The sequence below is a fragment of the Chitinophaga sp. genome (assembly GCF_039596455.1).
Lineage (GTDB): Bacteria > Bacteroidota > Bacteroidia > Chitinophagales > Chitinophagaceae > Chitinophaga.
Genome location: NZ_JBCNJR010000005.1, coordinates 353,783 through 371,117, shown reverse-complemented (window position 1 = coordinate 371,117; position 17,335 = coordinate 353,783). Strand labels below are relative to the sequence as shown.

At 55.3% G+C, this 17,335-nt stretch carries 5 protein-coding genes; 2 read left to right on the top strand and 3 right to left on the bottom strand.

Going from position 1 to position 17,335, the window contains the following annotated elements:
• The first annotated feature begins 623 nt into the window (after positions 1-623).
• The gene (locus tag ABDW36_RS17850; RefSeq protein WP_343703290.1) at positions 624-1,067 is read left to right on the top strand and encodes a hypothetical protein; all 444 of its coding nucleotides are present in this window, start codon (positions 624-626) and stop codon (positions 1,065-1,067) included.
• Between the two features lie 147 nt (positions 1,068-1,214).
• Positions 1,215-3,776, top strand: coding sequence for a TonB-dependent receptor (locus ABDW36_RS17845; protein WP_343703289.1), 2,562 nt, complete (start codon positions 1,215-1,217; stop codon positions 3,774-3,776).
• Between the two features lie 57 nt (positions 3,777-3,833).
• Here ABDW36_RS17845 and ABDW36_RS17840 read toward each other — a convergent pair whose 3' ends face one another.
• Genes ABDW36_RS17840 through ABDW36_RS17830 form a run of 3 tightly spaced genes read right to left on the bottom strand, consistent with a single transcriptional unit; the run spans position 3,834 to position 17,232 of the window.
• Positions 3,834-5,645: an OmpA family protein gene (locus ABDW36_RS17840; RefSeq protein ID WP_343703288.1), complete on the bottom strand. Its 1,812-nt coding sequence runs from the start codon at positions 5,643-5,645 to the stop codon at positions 3,834-3,836.
• A gap of 18 nt (positions 5,646-5,663) precedes the next feature.
• Positions 5,664-6,665, bottom strand: coding sequence for a type IX secretion system membrane protein PorP/SprF (locus tag ABDW36_RS17835; RefSeq protein WP_343703287.1), 1,002 nt, complete (start codon positions 6,663-6,665; stop codon positions 5,664-5,666).
• A 34-nt stretch (positions 6,666-6,699) separates the two neighbouring features.
• Entirely contained in the window at positions 6,700-17,232 is a 10,533-nt protein-coding gene (locus ABDW36_RS17830) for a Calx-beta domain-containing protein (RefSeq protein ID WP_343703286.1), read from the bottom strand.
• Positions 17,233-17,335 lie beyond the last annotated feature (103 nt).

The following is a 17,335-nucleotide window of genomic DNA, read 5'->3' as shown; positions in this document are numbered from 1 at the left end:
CGCTACAGTAATGGGCGACTACTTGCCGCTTAAAGGCCAAATCATGGATACTACGACGGCCCCTTCTTTTTAATTGATTCATTGGTTTACATTTTTGGGTGTAAACCTATTTTAGGATGTGACCCTTTGCCCTAACTGAAACCCCTTTACAGGTAGCCGGGAGGCCCCGATACGCCCTAAAGCGTCTTATGCTAAACCCCGTTTGTGACACATTTGCCCTTTTGCCGGGCAATATGGGCATGATCCGGGCTGCAGTGATAGTTGGATCAGGCAAATGATATTTACGGCCTGTATGCGCCTGAAAAAGGCTGTTTTTCCCATAATGAACGCAAGGGGGCAGGAGGAGGAAGGCGGCTTTTCTGCAAAAAAGAGGTCATTTCACCGGTTTTTGCGTGCTTTTTCAGTCCCGATTTTTGTTTTTCAGGGGGTGGGAGTGCGTGGTTTTAAGGGTATGTTTTTGGAAACCGCATTTTTGTGCGTCCCGGATGCGGGACTGCGGCGGTCCTGGTTTCGGGTCTGTGCAGTCCCTTTTCCGGGACTGATGCAGTCCTGTTTACAGGACAGGGATGAGCGTAGTTGTATTCAAAAAAACCTTAGCTTTAGCGTATCCCAAAAAGCGCCCCATGACAAAACTGTTTTTCTTCGCCGCAACCCTTCTTACCATGAACGTCAACAATTGTTCCGCGCAGGAGATCCCGAAACTCGGCCAGGCCTGGACGGGAAGTACAGAAGGAGGGTTGTACGTACCGCCACCATACGGCTTTGAAGACATGATACGTTTCGATGTAGGCAAGATTAAATTTTCCGGAGCGGTACATAAAGGGAAAATCATATTCATCAGCACCAGGGACACGGCGTTCCTTATCAACGGCAAAAAGTATATAGGCCAGCCGCTTTCTTCTCTTGAGAATAAACAAGACATTGAAAAAGTGCTCGGTTGGGGGCATTACGTGAAGATTGACGATGAATGGTATGCGGGATTTGACTTTAAAAGTGTGAATCCCGAGTCTAAGGTGCTGTTTGTATTTAAATACGAAACACCGAAGGGTAAGGTGTTTGACAAGTAGTAACGTTCAAACTTTGATAATTGCACGTTAACCCGATGTTCCAACACCAATTTCCCTTTCGCGTAAAAACTTTTCCCGATTCGAATACCGCATCCCCATACCGCTCCGCACCTTTGTACCCAATCTAACTAACTCAAAAAACCGAGCATGAAACGTTCTTTCCTGCTGTCAATGCTTTTTGTATTGACGGCGTTAATTTCCTATGCCCAGACCGGCGCTATCAGGGGCGTTATATCCACCACTGAAAACAAACCCCTGGCAGGGGCTTCCGTGCAGCTGCAGGGTACCGCCCACAAAACGGTCACAGATGAAAAAGGCAGTTATCTCCTGCGAAATATACAGCCCGGCAACTACCTGCTCCATATTACCGCCAGCGGCATGTCCGCCCGCGAGCGGCAGGTGCAGGTAGACGCCGGCACTACTCAAACCATAGAAATAGTGATGGAATTCCAGACCCAGCTGCTCCAGGAAGTGGTGGTGGAATCCAAATCTTTCATGGAAAAGAGTAACGAAGACGTATCCAAGCTGCCGCTCCGCAACATGGAAAACGCGCAGGTGTACAACACCATCTCTAATGTGGTGCTCCGCAAACAGATAGCCATGACGCTGGAAGATGCCATGAAGAACGCGGCCGGCGTGTCCAAACTCTGGGATGCCACCAACCGCATAGACGGCGGCAGCTTCTTCACCTCCCGCGGTTTTTCTACCTCCACCAAAGCCCGCAACGGCCTGGCCAACATCGTGAATACCAACGTAGACATGACCAACGTGGAAAGGATAGAAGTGATCAAAGGCCCTTCCGCCACGCTCTTCGGCGGGGTTATCACCTCCTATGGCGGCCTCATCAACCGTGTTACCAAACAACCTTACTTCCGCAACGGCGGCACGGTAGACCTGGCTTTCGGCAACTACGGCTTCTTCCGTACCTCCGCAGATGTGAACGCCGTGCTGGATAAAGACCAGACCATGGCCATGCGCATGAACATGGCCTGGCAGCAGCAAAACAGCTGGCAGGATGCAGGCTTCCAGAAGAACTACAACATTGCGCCTTCTTTCACCTACAAGCCGAACGACAAGCTCCGCATCACCCTGGACGCTGAGCTGACCGGCAGCAAAGGCAACTCCAACGGCGGCAACTTCATCTTCTTCATGCCCCCTACGCAGATCAACAGCGCCCTCCGCGGCCTGCTGCTGCAGCAAGGCTTGCCGGAAGGAACGGTAGACGGCATCATGGCCAACGCGCCCAAAACCTTCGTGGAAGCGCTGGGCACCAACCGCATAGACCAGCTGAAAGTGGACTACAACCGCTCTTTCATCTCTGACGAGCTGTATAACAGCACCCAGTCCAACTCCATTTTTGCAGACATAGAGCACAAGCTCTCCGGCCATTGGAAATCCCGTACGGCGGTTACCTATAACAATACGCAGAGCAGCGGCTACATGGGTTATTCCTACCTGCTGCCCAATTATTTCGGCACCTTCATCCGTTCCGCGCTGGGTGGCAACCCTTCCTTTGGCGGCGCTGGGCACGACAGCCTGGCGCGCATGGTGTGGAACCCCACCGGTCACACGCGCACCGTGGAAGTGCAGCAGAACTTCATCAGTGACTACACCTGGGGTAACGTGCGCAACCGCGCGGTGGTAGGGCTGGACTATTCCAACTTTTACTCCCGCACCACCTACCGCCGCTACGTGGGCAGCCTGTTTGGAGTAGTACCTTATACCGATGTGTTCGATGTAGTGTCTGCCCAGGGTAACGTGCCCAACTATCGTGACCTGAGCTATAACCGCGTGCTGGACATGTACGCCAAAACGCCCAATTCCAGCCTGGATTACAATTACGATAACCGGGTGTACAGCGCCTATGCCAATGATGTGGCCAACCTGGGCAAATACGTGATCGTATCTGCCGGCGTTCGTGTAGATCATTTTGACGCCAGAGGCGCCTATAACAATACTACGGGCGAATATGAAGGCGGCTACAAACAGACGGCGGTGTCTCCCAGGGCAGGCCTCATCATCATGCCCATCCCTGACAGGATCTCCGTTTTCGCCAACTACCAGAACGGTTTCGTAAACCAGAACGGTACGGATGCGCAGGGCAACACTTTCAAGCCTGAACAGGGCAACCAGTGGGAGGGCGGCGTGAAGTTCAGTGACGGCAAAGGCAAGATCACGGGCAGCCTCAGCTACTACGATATTTTTGTGAAGAACGTGGTGCGTGCGGACGTGAACAATCCCCAGTTCAGCGTGCAGGACGGCGAGCAGCGCAGCCGCGGTTTTGAAGCAGACGTATTGGCCAACCCGCTAGATGGCTGGATGGTAATGCTGGGTTATGGTTATAACGATGTATGGATGGTGAAGGCAGACGCCGCTACGGAAGGGCTCCGTCCCGCCGGCACCGGCCCGCGTAATACGGCCAACTTCTGGACCAACTACACCTTTACCGGCACGGCGCTGAAAGGCCTGGGCATTGGCATCAGCGTCAACTACGCCGGCGAGTCTGTAGCCGTGAACCAGAAACCGGACGGCGCGCTGATGCTGCCGGAATACACACTGGTAGGCGCTTCCCTGTCTTATGACCACCCGCGTTTCCGCTTTGGCCTGAAAATGAATAACCTGACCAACAAGCGCTACTGGATGGGCTGGACGAACATGATCCCCCAGATGCCGCGGCAGTTGATCGGCACTATGAGCTTTAAGTTCTGATAACGAAAATGGCCTGGAAGAACCTCCAGGCCATTTTTTTATAAATAGTATTGAAACCTACCAGATCACCCTCAACTCAGACCGCCTGTTCAGCCGGTATTCTTCCTCGTTGCAAGGCACGCCGTCCGCACACCTGTTCACCGGGTCAAGCTCTCCTTTATTCACGTAGTAGAGCCGTTTTTCGCTGATCCCTTTCCCTGCCAGATAGTTGATAGCAGAGAGGCAACGCTTGGCAGACAGGTTATTGTTATACGCATCTGACCCGCGGCTGTCTGCGTAGGAGATCACAATGATCTTCCACTCAGGATGCCGCTGCATCACGCCCGCTACCTGGTCAAGGATGGCCTGAGATTCCGGCAGCAGCCGGGCGCTGTTGTAGTCATACAGGAATTTCAGCTGTTCCAGGGTTTGTTTATCTGCTTCCTCTTCCGCGCTATGCTGCTGCCTGGCAGGGGTATTTTGGTGTTGCGGGGCAGGAGGGTGGATGTTATGCGCGGTAGTAACGGCGGGGGGCTGAATGCCGTTGAGCTTGTTGAAAAAGTCTACGTCTGTAAAATAGTAGATATCATCACTGCCGGCGCCGCCCTGTTTGTTGGAGGCAATGTATCCCTGCCGGCCGTTGTTGTCTGCAATAAAACCGATGTCATCCGCGCCGGAGTTGAGCGGTGCTTTCAGGTTCTCCGGTGTTTGCCAGCTGGCTTTCTCTCCCTTGGCGCGGAAAATATCATAGCCGCCGAAGCCGGGGAAGCCCTTGCTCGAAAAATACAGTACGCCTTCTTCGTTTATTGTAGGGAAAGATTCCGCGGCTATGGTGTTGATGCCGCTGCCGCAGTTCACAGGCGCGCCCCAGGTACCGTCTGCCTGTTTTTCTGAGTACCAAAGGTCTGTTTGCCCCTGGCCGCCGGGACGGTCTGATACGAAGTAGAGCACATTGCCTTCCCGGTTCAGCAGCGCGTGGCTGGAAGAATAGCCTGCCAGGTTGATGCCGGGCAGCAGCACGGGCTGGCTCCAGCGGCCGTCCGTTTTCACGGATTGCCATATCTGCAGCTGGCGCTTGCCGTTCACTGCGCCTTTGCGGCTGGTGAGGGGAACGTTTTTGCCCTGTATGTTGATGGTGGCGTACAGCGTGTCTTCCGCGCTGCTCAGGCAGGCGGGGCCGATGTGATAGTCGAATGTACCCATTACGCCGGGCAGCAGCTCTTCCAGGTGCATCACAGGGTTGCCGGGTGTGTTTTGCCGGTAAGTGTATGCTTTGTAAAAAGGTTGTTGTGTGCGTTTGTCTGTTGACGGGTTGGCTTCGGAAAGCCCGCTTAGTACCAGCTCCCTGTAGCCGTTAGACATGAGCAGCAAGCCGCTGCTCACCCGGCCGTTCACCAGGTCTGAGCCGGGTGTGTTCAGCTCTTTCAGGGGCTGCAGCTGCAGGGAGGCGGGCGTTTGTTTCCATATGGCCGCACTGTCGCAACCCTGCAGGGCTATGTTCTTCAGCTGCGCGCTGTCTGCGTTGGTAGTGGTGAACAGGGCGTATTGCTGCCGTGCGGAATCATATTGTTCCAGCTGCCGCAATACTTCGCCGTAGGCAAAGTAAGCAGCGGCGGGGTGATTGGGCCGGGCAATGATCTGGCGGTAGAACAAGGCTGCTTCCGTGAAGCGGCCGGTTTCCCGGTGGCTGTGGGCCATCTTCATCATCAGGGGCAGCGGCGTTCTGTCTTTTTTGCTGCGGGCTATGCGCTGGTACAGCGCGCCGGCCACGGCGTACTCTTCCCGTGCATAGGCTTCTTCAGCCAGCTGCAGCACGCTTTTCTGCTCCTGTGCTTGCAGGCTGCCGGCCAGCGTTATGGTGAGGATAAAAGTTAAACTGCGTTGTATCATACTTCCTGCATAATAAGGTTAAAAATACCGGGGGCTCTGTACGGAATACTTTTTGGACCGCAGCAGGAACCCAAGGGATATTTCGTGGGAGCCAGACTGGTAACCGGCCATTTTGTTCACGTTCAGGTCATAGGAATAACCGATGCGCAGCTGCTCCGTGGCGAAAAAATCCACCATGGCGCTGGCCGCGTTCTCTTCCTGCAGGTCGCGCTGCAGGGCCGTCTTTTTCCAGATGTTCACATTGGTGCGGTAAGAGCCGCCTACCCAGAGCTTTTCGCCGATCAGCAAAAAGGCATTGAGGTCAAGCGCGGTGGGGCCTTTGAAGTCTTCCTTCATCAGGAAAGACGGCTTCAGCTTCAGGTGCTCTCCCAACGGGAATACCGTACCGGCCGTGAGGTACATATGCTGCGTTTTGCGGATGGTGGAATAGTTATTCCCTTTCCAGTTATACCGCGAAGCGTCTGTATATAGTGAAAAGAGGTCCATCACGGCAACGCCCGCGTAAAACCGGGAGGTGTAATAATAAATGCCGAAACGCGCGTCTGGCACCCAGGTGCTGGTTTTGCCGGTGGGGATGGCTTCGTCGTTATTGTCTACATATTGCAGCGCGGCGCCGTCAATGGAGTACTGGCTCACCCCGCCGCCGATGCCGATGCAGAGGCGGCGCGTGTTTTCCGCATCCAGCGGGATGCGGTAGGAGTAGGAGCCGTAGAAAGATACAGCCTCCTGCGGCCCCAGGCGGTCAAACAGCACCTGGCCGCCCAGGCCTACGCGGCCGTCGCTGCCGGGCGTTACCCCGTCTAAAGACACGCTGCCGGTACGCGGCGCGCCGGGAAAACCGGCCCACTGGTGGCGGTAGGTGGCGTTCAGGTAAAGGTCTTCCTTGTAACCCGCATAGGCCGGGTTCACGGTAAGCCCGTTAAACACATACTGGCTGAACTGTATGTTCTGCTGCGCTACTGCGCAGGCTCCCGGAATGAGGAGCAACACCGTTATCACTGCCCTGAGCATTGTTTGCATGTTGTATGTTTAAGATCAGCAGAGAATTTTGTTATTATCGTACTATGAGCACCCATCCTTTGTATGTTTTGATACCGTCAGGTTTCTTCACTTCCAGTATGTAGAAATAAGTGCCTTCGTTCAGGTCTGAGCCGTTCCAGTCGTTGCGGTAGTCATTAGACCGGTATACCTGGCTGCCCCAGCGGTTGAACACCTGCAGTTTGGCGCCGGGGTATTTTTCAACACCGCCAATGATGAACCTTTCGTTCTTGCCATCCCCGTTGGGAGAGAACACGTTCGGGAAGCTCATGTCCTGCCCGTCTATCTGCAAGCGCATGGTGGCCTTGTTATTGGACGGGTCAGCGTCCATGGTAGTGCTGCCTGCCTCTGCGGTAGCTTCCAGCGCGCCGCCTTCCACTATCCTGCAGCGTACTTCCAGCTGCAGGGAGCCGTTGGGCAGCATTTCACCGATGGTCCAGATCACTATTTTATTGTCTGTATTCACCGTTACCTGGCCTCCAGTTGCCGTGGTGTTGGATGGCAAACCCAGCTGGATGGGCAGGGTATCTGTTACCACCACGCCGCTGGCAATACCGTTGCCGATGTTCCGCACGGTGATGCGGTAGGTGATGTCCTGGCCAAGACGGTACGGGCCAGTAAGCGGTTGTACCATTTCCTTGATGATGATAAGGTCTCCCACCGGAACGTCTTCACTGGTAATGGTGACGGTGGCCTGGGCTGCGCCTGCTGCATAAGTGAAGCCGGCAGACTGGCCGCCGGTGATGGTCAGCGTTACGGTTTCAGGGTCTTCCACCAGCAGGTCATCTGTTATTCTTACGGGAACGGTTACACTGTTCTCTCCGGCAGGGATGGTGATCACGCCGATGATGGCCTGGTAATCTGCGTCAGCAGTGGCTGTGCCGCTAATGGTGTAGGCAACGGTAACTGGTTCCAGGGTACGTTTGCCGCCTGCAATGCTGATAGTAAACTCGCCATTGATGGCCGGTTCAGCGGCATCGGGCTGGCTGGCGGTTACTTCCAGGCTGAGGTGGGTGGCGTCATCGTCTGCAATGGTAACGGTGGCCTCCGTGGTACCCAGGATATACGTGATACCGGCAGCGCTGGCGCCGGTAAGGGTCAGCGTTACGGTCTCGGGGCCTTCCACCAGTTCATCGTCAGTTACCGTTACAGGCACGCTTACGCTATTGCCGCCGGCGGGTATTTCCGCTGTGCCGGAAAGCGTGGTGTAGTCTGTTCCGGCCGCTGCCGTACCTGCTACGGTGTAGGTAACGGTAATGGGAGCGGAGGGTGTTACGCCGGCGGGCAGGCTGATGGTGAAGCTGCCGTTGGCGCCGGGCTCAGCACCGTCTGCGCCCCTGGTAACGCTTACTACCAGCTTGGCCGGGTCTGCCTCATCGTCCATAATATCGAGAGAGGCGGTATTATTATCACCGGGCGTCAGGGTGAAGCTGGCGGAGGTACCGCCTGTCACTTCCAGGATAAGGGTTTCGGTGCCTTCAATCAGCAGATCGTCTACTACGGTTACCGGTACGTCTACGCTGCCGGAGCCTGCGGGTATTACGGCAACACCGCTGAGGGCGCTGTAGTCATCATCTGCCGTTGCGGTACCGCCGGTTACATAACTCACCGTGATGTCTTCGGTAGCTGTGATGCCATCCGGCAGTGAAATGGTGAAGCTGCTGTGTATATCCGGCTCTGCCGCGGTGGTGTTGCTGATAACGTTCAGCACCAGGTTGGCAGGGGCGTTGTCATTGTCAGTAATATTGATGGTCACGCTGCCGCTGCCGGTAAAGGCATTGCCGTTGCTGCTGCCGCCGGTGAGCGTGAAGGTCACGTTTTCCAGCGGTTCTATCACCTGGTCGTCTATCACGGCAACGGGTATTTGTGCGCTGCCTTGACCGGCCGGGATAATCACGGTGCCGGTAAGCGCGGCATAATCTTCGTCTTCCGTGGCGCTGCCGGTTATGGTGTAGGTAACCGTGATGTCTTCCGCGGTGGTGATATTGGCCGGCAGGGATACGCTGGCGCGACCGGTGGTGCCGGGCTCTGCCGCATCGTTCACCTTGGTGAGGGTGAGCACGCGGTTGGCTGCGGTGTTATCATCATCTGCAATGTTGACGACGGCGTTGCCCGTGCCGGTGAAGGTAAAGCTGGTGCTGGTACCGCCGGCCAGGGTCATTATAACGGTTTCCGTGGGCTCAATCACCTGGTCGTTGATGATGGCAACAGGTACGGTTACATGAGGCAGACCAGCCGGGATAGTAACGGCGCCGGTGATGGCGGTATAGTCAGTTCCCGCAGTGGCGGTGCCGCTGATAGTATAATTAACGGTGACATCTTCCGTTGCAGTCACGCCCGTTGGCAGGCTGATGGTGAAGCTACCGTTGGAGCCGGACTCTGCGCCGTCTGCGTTTTTGCTGACCGTCAGCTCCAGGCTGCCGGGTGCGGTACGCTCATTGTCTGCAATGGTTACGGTAGCGTTGCTGGTGCCGGTAAAGTTAAAGTTGGTGCTCGTGCCGGCCGTAAGGGTGATGGTGACGGTCTCATCCAGTTCTATGAACTGGTCGTCAGTCACGGTAACCGGTACGCTGACGTCGCTCCGGCCGGCGGTGATGACCGCTGTGCCGGAAAGGGCGGTATAGTCTGCATCCGGAGTGGCGGAGCCGCTGATGTTATAGGTCACGGTTACATCTTCAGCAATCGTAATGCCTGAAGGCAGGCTGATGGTGAAACTGCCGTTGGTGCCGGGCTCTGCCGCATCTGCGGTTTTGCTGACAGTGAGGGTCATGTTGGCGGGTACGCGGCTTTCATCGTCCATGATGTTCACAACTGCGGTGCCGAAACCGCTGAAAACAATGCCGGGGCTGTGGCCGTCAACTACCATTATCTCAACGGTTTCGGCCGGTTCTATCTCCTGGTCGTTGAGCACGGTTACCGGTACGTTCACGCCGCTCTCACCCATGCGTATCTCCGCTATGCCTGTAAGGGCGGTATAGTCTGCGTCAGGGGTAGCGGTACCGTTGATTGTGTAGCCTACCAGTACAGGGCCATCCACCAGCACGCCATCGGGCAGCGAGAAGCGGAACATGCCGGGCGTACCGGGTTCCCTGCCGTCTGTTACTTTCGTGACAGTGATGGTGCGGTTGGCCGGTGTGTTATCGTCATCAGCTATGTTCAGCGTTGCGGTTCCCGCTGTGGAACTAACGCTCCAGCTGAAGCTGTTGGAGGCAGCGCTGAGGAGGGTAAGGATGACTGTCTCCGTGTCTTCAATGTACGGATCGTCAATGGCGGTAATGTTGACCGTTACGCTGGGCTGGCCGGCGGGAATTACCGCAGTGCCGGTCAGAAGATTGTAGTCCCTTCCTCCAACGGCGGTGCCGGTGATGCGGTAGGTAACCGTTACGTCTTCCGTAGCCAGCACAGAGCCTGGCAAGCTGATGGTGAAGCTGGTGGCTGCCCCGGCGCCTTCTGTAATATCGGCTCCCGCTGCAACGCTGATAACCGTGTTGGCCGGGCTGCTATCATTGTCTGCGATATTCACGGTGGCGCTGTTGTTACCGCCGGCCGTGAAGGTCAGGCCGCCGTCTGCACTGCCGCCGGTAAGCGTCAGGGTAACGGTTTCTGTTTTCTCTACCAGGTCGTCATCATCCACCGTTATTGTTACGGTAACGCCGTCATCACCGGCGGGGATGGTGAAGGTGGATGGCAATGCGGTAAAGTCGCTGCCGGCCGTAGCGGTGCCGCTGGCAGTATAGTGTACGGTGATGTCCTCCGCGCAGGTAACCCCTTCCGGCAGGCTGATCCTGAACGAGCCATTAGCAGCACCCTCAGCGGCGTTGCCGGTGTTGGTAATGGACAGCACCATTTTGGCGGGGTCTACATCATCGTCCGCTAAATTCATGGTGGCTGTGCTGGCCCCTGGCATCGCGGTATAGATAAAATCATTGCCATCTGTACCGCCATTCAGGCTCATGATCACTGTTTCGGTGCCTTCAATGATCATGTCATCCGTTACGCGGACGGGGATGGACAGGCTATTCGAGTATGCCGGCAGGGTGATGGTGAAGACGGAGTAGTCTGTATTCCGGGTTGCCGTACCACCCATGCTGTAAGTGAGCGTGGTGTTGGCAGACGATGAGTAGCCCGCAGGCAATGATACTGTGAAAGTACCACCAGCTGATGGCTCAGCGGCATCTATAGTTTTGACAACAGAGAGGCGGCGGTTGTTGGCTAAAGCTGCGTCATCGTCCGCAATGAGCAAGGTGATTTGCTTATATGCCTCGTCCGGCTCGAATACATAGACATTGCTGCCATCAGTAGCGCTGCCGGAAAGCAGCGTGAATGTCATCGTTTCCAGATCTTCAATGATCTTGTCATCCTTCACCTTGAGGTCGACGGTAACGCTATTCACGCCGCGCGGTATCACAATATCGCCGAAAGACTCGTAGTCCAGGCCACTTGTGGCGGTACCGGAGACACGGTAACCTACCGTAACGGGCCAGGCGGACGTAGTGGTGACGCCTGCCAGTTTTACTGTAAAGGAAGTATGTGATGTGGGCTCTGCGGCATTGCCCCCTGCAATGACCTGCAAAGGCGTTGTTGCAACGGCGTTGGCATCAATAATGTCTACGGCTGCCGAACTGTTGGACGGATCTACCGTGAACGGGTAGGAGGCTGATCCTGCGGTGGTGAGGTTGAGGATCACCTTTTCCGGGCCTTCAAAAATACCGTCATTGCCGGCGTCAACATCGATATATACTTCATTGGCTCCGGCCGGTATTACAATATTGCCACCGCTGAGCCCCAGCAAATTGAAGTCTGTATTAGGGGTTGCGGCTATGACTCCGGGAGGCGGAATGCCATAAACATACCGGATCACCACATCTTCCGAACTGGTAACTCCCGGCTGCAACGAAATGCGGTATTGCCCGTTGGTGCCACCTTCTATAGCATCTGATACTTTGGTGAGCAACACCACGTTGCTGTTACCGGCAAAGTCATTATCCGTAATGTTCACCGTGGCACTGCCGCCGCCGGGAGCAACCGTAAAGGCAAAGTTGGTGGAATTGCCGCCGGATATGTTCAGGATCACGGTTTCCGTGGGCTCTATCACTGTATTGTCTATAACAGTAACCGGCACCAGTACGTCCGAAGAACCGGCGGGTATAATGACATTCCATGTAATAGCCGTGTAATCTGTACCCGGCGTAGCCGTTCCTGCGCCTACCGAGTAGGTAACCCTGATATCCTGAGATGTTCGTACGCCCGCTGGCAGCGAAACACGGAAGTTGCCGGAGGTGCCGGGTTCCGCCGCGTCAGCTACCCTGGTAATGGTCAGCGCCCGGTTGGCCGGCGTATTGTCATTGTCTGCAATAGTCAGAGAGGCGCTGCCGGCAGTGGTGCTGGCAGGGAAAGTAAAGTTGGTGGAAGTGTTGCTGCCGAGCGTGAGCGTAACAGTTTCGTTTAATTCAATCAGGTCGTCGTTCGTAACGGTAATTGGAATCACCACTTTGTTCTCGCCAGCGGGTATCACTGCTGAAATGGCAACGGCCGTATAATCCTCCCCGTTCGTAGCGGTGCCGCTCATGGTATAATTCACCGTAATTGCTTCTGCTGCGGTCATATCCGTTGGCAGGCTGATGGTGAACGAGCTGTTGGTGCCTGATTCAGACGCATTGCCGGCGGTAGTTACACTTAAAGTGCGGCTGGCGGCCGTGTTGTCATTATCCACAATAACCAGGCTGGCAACACCTTGTGTGGCGCTAACGGTGAAACTGCCGGTAGATGTGCTGGTACCGCCGGTGAGTGTGATGATGACGTCTTCGTTGCCTTCAATGATCTTGTCATCGGTAACGGTAATGAACACGTCTGCACCATTGCTGCCTGCAGGGATCACCACGCTGCCAGTCATGTTCGTATAGTCTGTTCCGTTGATGGCCTTGCCGCTCATGGTGTACGTAACAGATACATCTTCTGATGCGTTGATGCCTGTTGGCAGGCCGATGTAATAACGGCCTGCGGTGCCGCCTTCCGCGCCATTGCTGCCTGTAATTACAGACAGTATCCGGCTGGCCGGGGAGTTGTCGTCATCCAGGATATCTACGGTGGCAATATTATTGGTAGTGCTGATGGTATAGGTATAGCTGGCGCCGGTGGCTTCGCCAAGCGTTACCTCCACGGTTTCGGTGTTCTCAATGAAACCGTCGTTGGTAACTATTACCGGCAGGTCAACGCTGTTCTGGCCGGCGCCAAGAATGGCCGTGCCGGTCAGCGGCGTATAATCTGTTGGGCCGGCAGTGCCGCCAATGGTGTAAGTGATCGTAATGTCTTCTTCCGCGTTCACGCTGGCCGGCAGGCTGATAGTAAAGTTGCCGTTAGTGGTAGGTTCCTGCGCATCCGCAGTTTTGGTGATGGAGAGAACGCGTTTGTTCGGAGAGAACGCATCTACCGTAACGGTCACCGTGCTGGATGCCGTACATCCGCCCGTACCGGTTACTGTATAGGAGATGTTTGCCGTACCTCCGGTTACGCCGGTTACAACACCGGCTGCGTCTACAGTGGCTACGGCCGTGTTGCTGCTGGCCCATACGCCGTCTGGCGTGGTGTTGGAAAGGGTGGTGGTACCGCCCGCAAACAAGGTAAGGGTACCGGTGGTGGCAGGTACCACAGGCATGTCATTCACTGTCATTACCTGCTGCTGGCTGGCGCCGCAGCCGTTTGCATTGGTAACGGTGTAAGTGATGGTGGCCGTGCCCGGCGCTACGCCCGTTACTTCACCGGTGGCGCTTACCGTGGCAATGGCCGCGTCACTGGTAGTCCAGGCGCCGCCGGTGGTAGTGCTGGCCAGGGGAGTGGCTTCTCCCTCACAAACGGCTGTGTTGCCGGTGATGGGGGCAACGGTGACGTCGCTGCGGGTGATAACGATATTATCTGAACGGGAGCAGCCGTCCGGGTAGGTTACAGATACGCTATAGGTGCCCGGTTCTGTTACTGTAATTGTTTTGTCTGTGCTGCCGGTGCTCCAGGCAAAGGAGGCCAGGGGAGAGGCAAAGAAGCCGTCTGTATTCAGCGTATGGGGGAACTCCGTTGGGCAAAGGGTAATATCAGGGCCCAGGCCTAATATAGGCGTAGAGCCGTTGTAAGGTGCAATGTTCCAGTTGGTATTATTGCCCAGGTCTTCGCTATGTTCCAGCGCCCTGAACGGCGTAATGCCGGCCGCGGTAATATTGCGCAGCCTCACGTAGTCAAACTCTACGTCGCCAGCCGTTTTTGTAACGGTAAAGGTGCCGGTGGCGGTTGAGCTGGTGATCTCCGTCAGGTTGCAGGGGGTGCCGCTGCCGAACCATTCTTCTGTAATGGTGGTGCTGGAGCCGTTCAGGAAAGTATATGTCATGCCGGGGGAAAAGATCAGCGTACCTATGGTGTTGCCGGTACCGTTGATGAGCCCCCTTCCTTTAAACTCCAGCCGGCCGATGGTATTGTTGGCGGCAATGTACGCCTGTGATGTGCCGATGGCAGCGCTGAATACAAGATCGGTAATCGTGGTTTGGCCGATGCCTATATTCGCTGAGGAACCGGTGAGCACATCCACGAAGTTATATTCTCCGCCGTTCACCTTAAAAAGCGTTGCATTTATCCGTGAACCGGCCGCCTGTATTGTTTTGTTGCTCCCAATGTATTGCCACTTGCCGGAAATGGTGGCATTCCTGATATCCATATGGGTGGGTTTGCCTTGCGTTTCATCCTGAACAACGGACACATTAACTGTGCGGCCGCTCAGGTTCAATCCACCGCTTGCCAGTACTATTACTGAATTGGGATTATTGAAGTTGTCAGCGAAAGTAAGGCTGCTGCCGGCCGGCTTGATGATGTCCATGCTCAGGGTGCCCAGGCTGGAACTATTGGATGTAAAGGTGGCGTTGGCCGGGCCCATGAAGGCAACCCTGACATTATTGTCTACGGCCGGGTTCATCACAAGGTTCCCCCATATCTCAAGAGTGAGCGTTGCGGTTTTGGTGAACGACGGTGCGTTGGCGGCCCCTGTCCAGTCCATATTCCGGCAGTAGGCATTCCCCTGGGCAATAGTAACGGCGCTGCTGCCGGCCGTAAAGCTGTTAGCATCAAAGAATACATCGTTACTGACTGTTGGCACACAGGCGCCACCGGCGCCGCCGCTGGTAGTGCTCCAGTGGGCAGACTCGTTCCAGTCTCCGGAACCGCCCACCCAGTAGCGCGGGCCAGCCGCGGAAGCCGTTATATTAAACCCTGTATTGCCGCCTGCATCCGCACCCGATACGGAAATGGGAACGCCAGTGCCAGTGGCGGTCATATTCAGCAGGTAAACATTATTAACATCCTGTGTGGAGGAAGGGCCGAAGTTGAGTATGGCGGGAGTGCCGTCTAAATCCCTCAATTCTCCCAGGCCATTACAGTCAGGGCTGTTGAAGCGGAAAAGGCCGTTGATGGTCTGCGTGCCCCTGAAATAATAAGTTCGGGACGGGGCCAGTAACAGGTTATTGATGGTATTGGTGCCACGAAAATCTACCCCGCCGCAACGTACCTCCAACGTGCCAATCGTGTTGCCGCCGTTGCCGCTCAGGGCAGTAACGTCTGTGGTAAGGCTGGTACTAGTAAATACCAGCTCGTCAATGGTGGTGCCGGTGATGTTGACCGTGTTGATAACGGCATCGGAATGTACTTTCGGATAAGCATGGCCGTTTACAACAAAGTACACCTTTGCAGTAATAAATGAGCCTGCCCCGTTGTTCTGGGAAACGGCGTTCCTTGCATCTATGGCCCAGTCATTCACATTGATGGTGGCATTACTGAAATCAAGGGTACGTACGGCAGTGGTCTGGCTTCTGAACTCGGCCACGTTTACCGTGCGCCCCGGCATCAGGAACTTGCCGCTGGCCACTCTCAGGCTGCAGGTGGGGAAGGTTACGTTGTCAGTAAGGGTGATGCCGCCATCTGTACCTGTTTTGTCAACATTGAACAAGGGGTTGCCCAGGTTGCATCCGTTGAAGGTGAGGGTGGATGCTTCCGTGCCTTTCAGCGTTATGACATCTCTTACATATTGGGTATGTACCGCCTGCAGGGTCAGCGTAGGATCTAGTGAAACGGAGCCCCAGATCTCCAGCGGGTACCCGCTGGTTGCCAGAATGGGTGAATTGGCCACGTTTGTCCAGGTCATGTTATGACACCAGGCGGTGGTGGTTAAGCTCACTGTTTTGCTGGTACCGGTAAAACCGCTGTTGGCGTCAAAGATCACATTGTCTGTAATGAACGGTACGCAGGCACCGCCGGGCCCGCCGCTGGTTGCGCTCCAGTGGGCCTTGTCGTTCCAGTTACCGGCGCCGCCTACCCAGTACAAGGTGGAGTTGCCGGAAGCCATGGGCTGAATGTTCCAGCCGGTATTGCCGCCGCCATCGTACCCGGGAGCGGAGACAGGGGCAACGCTGCCGGCAACGGTGAGGCTGGTCACATAAACGTTCCGGATATCTACGGTAGCGCCTGCGCCAAAAGTAAGCTTTGCGTTGGCGTCTGCCCCCCTCAGTTCACCCAAAGCATCACAGTCAGGCGTATTTGCCCGCATTAGTGTATTAATAGTATTATTACCATGGAAAATGTAACCTTTCCCCGGCGCCAGTATCAGCTCGCCTATTACGTTGCCGGCACCTGCCAGACGGCCACCGCCCTTGAATTCGAGGCGGCCTATGGTATTGTTCGCACCTATGCGCTGGGTACCTATATTTGAATTGGCGGCGGCAAGCGTCAGTTCCTCGAAGGTGTTGCCGACGATATCCATATCCGGGTTGTTCCTTTCTGCGAATACTTTCGAGAACGTAAGGCCTACTGAGTGAAACATGTCTGAAGTGACGGTGGAGCCTGCGGCAGTCAGCGTCATATTGGAGCCCCTGCTATCCCAGGTACCGCCAAGCTTGATGGTAGCGTTGGTGATGTTCAGGCTTCTGAGGGTAGCACCGTTAGCTGTCAGGCTGCCAAACTCGTGGTTCAGCCCTGACATATTCAATGTTCCCGTTGTGAGCACAAGGTTGTTAACACCGCCATCAGCGGTAAGCCCGTCCAGCAAAGTAAGCGAGCCACCGGGCTTGTTTACAATGAAATTGTTATACAGTCCGTAACCAACCCTGGCCGCACCATTATTCCGGAAAGTGGCGTTAGTGCTGCCGGTAAAATTGATGGTCTGGATGGCATACCGGACGGTGGCAGATAGCTCGAGGTTGCCGCTCACCTGCAGCTGGAAGGAGCCGTAGTTCCTGAACACGGCGGCTGTAGTAACGCCTGCCCAGGACATATTGCGGCAATAGGCATGGCCGGTGGTAGGCAGCGTCACAAGCGTGCCGGCAGCCAGGCCGCTGTTCGCATCAAAATACACATCGTCTTCTGAACTTGGTACAATCGATTTATTGGCCACGCCGCCTGAAGTGGAGGCCCAGTGGTTGAGATCGCTCCAGCTGCCGGCGCCGCCTACCCAATAATAATCATCCGCATAGGAACGGGCTGCCAATAATGTGAGGATGCTGAACAGGATTAGTTTTTTCATCTGGTGTTGATATAACAGGGGATAATAATAAATGCATCAGTCACGCTCCGGGGGAAGCATGATGAGTTAAACAAGACCACTTATGTTGTGTAGGAAAGTAGCT

Coding starts and splice junctions, on each gene's coding strand:
- ABDW36_RS17850 (WP_343703290.1), top strand. CDS start 624: ATGACAAAACTGTTTTTCTTCGCCGCAACCCTTCTTACCATGAACGTC.
- ABDW36_RS17845 (WP_343703289.1), top strand. CDS start 1,215: ATGAAACGTTCTTTCCTGCTGTCAATGCTTTTTGTATTGACGGCGTTA.
- ABDW36_RS17840 (WP_343703288.1), bottom strand. CDS start 5,645: ATGATACAACGCAGTTTAACTTTTATCCTCACCATAACGCTGGCCGGC.
- ABDW36_RS17835 (WP_343703287.1), bottom strand. CDS start 6,665: ATGCAAACAATGCTCAGGGCAGTGATAACGGTGTTGCTCCTCATTCCG.
- ABDW36_RS17830 (WP_343703286.1), bottom strand. CDS start 17,232: ATGAAAAAACTAATCCTGTTCAGCATCCTCACATTATTGGCAGCCCGT.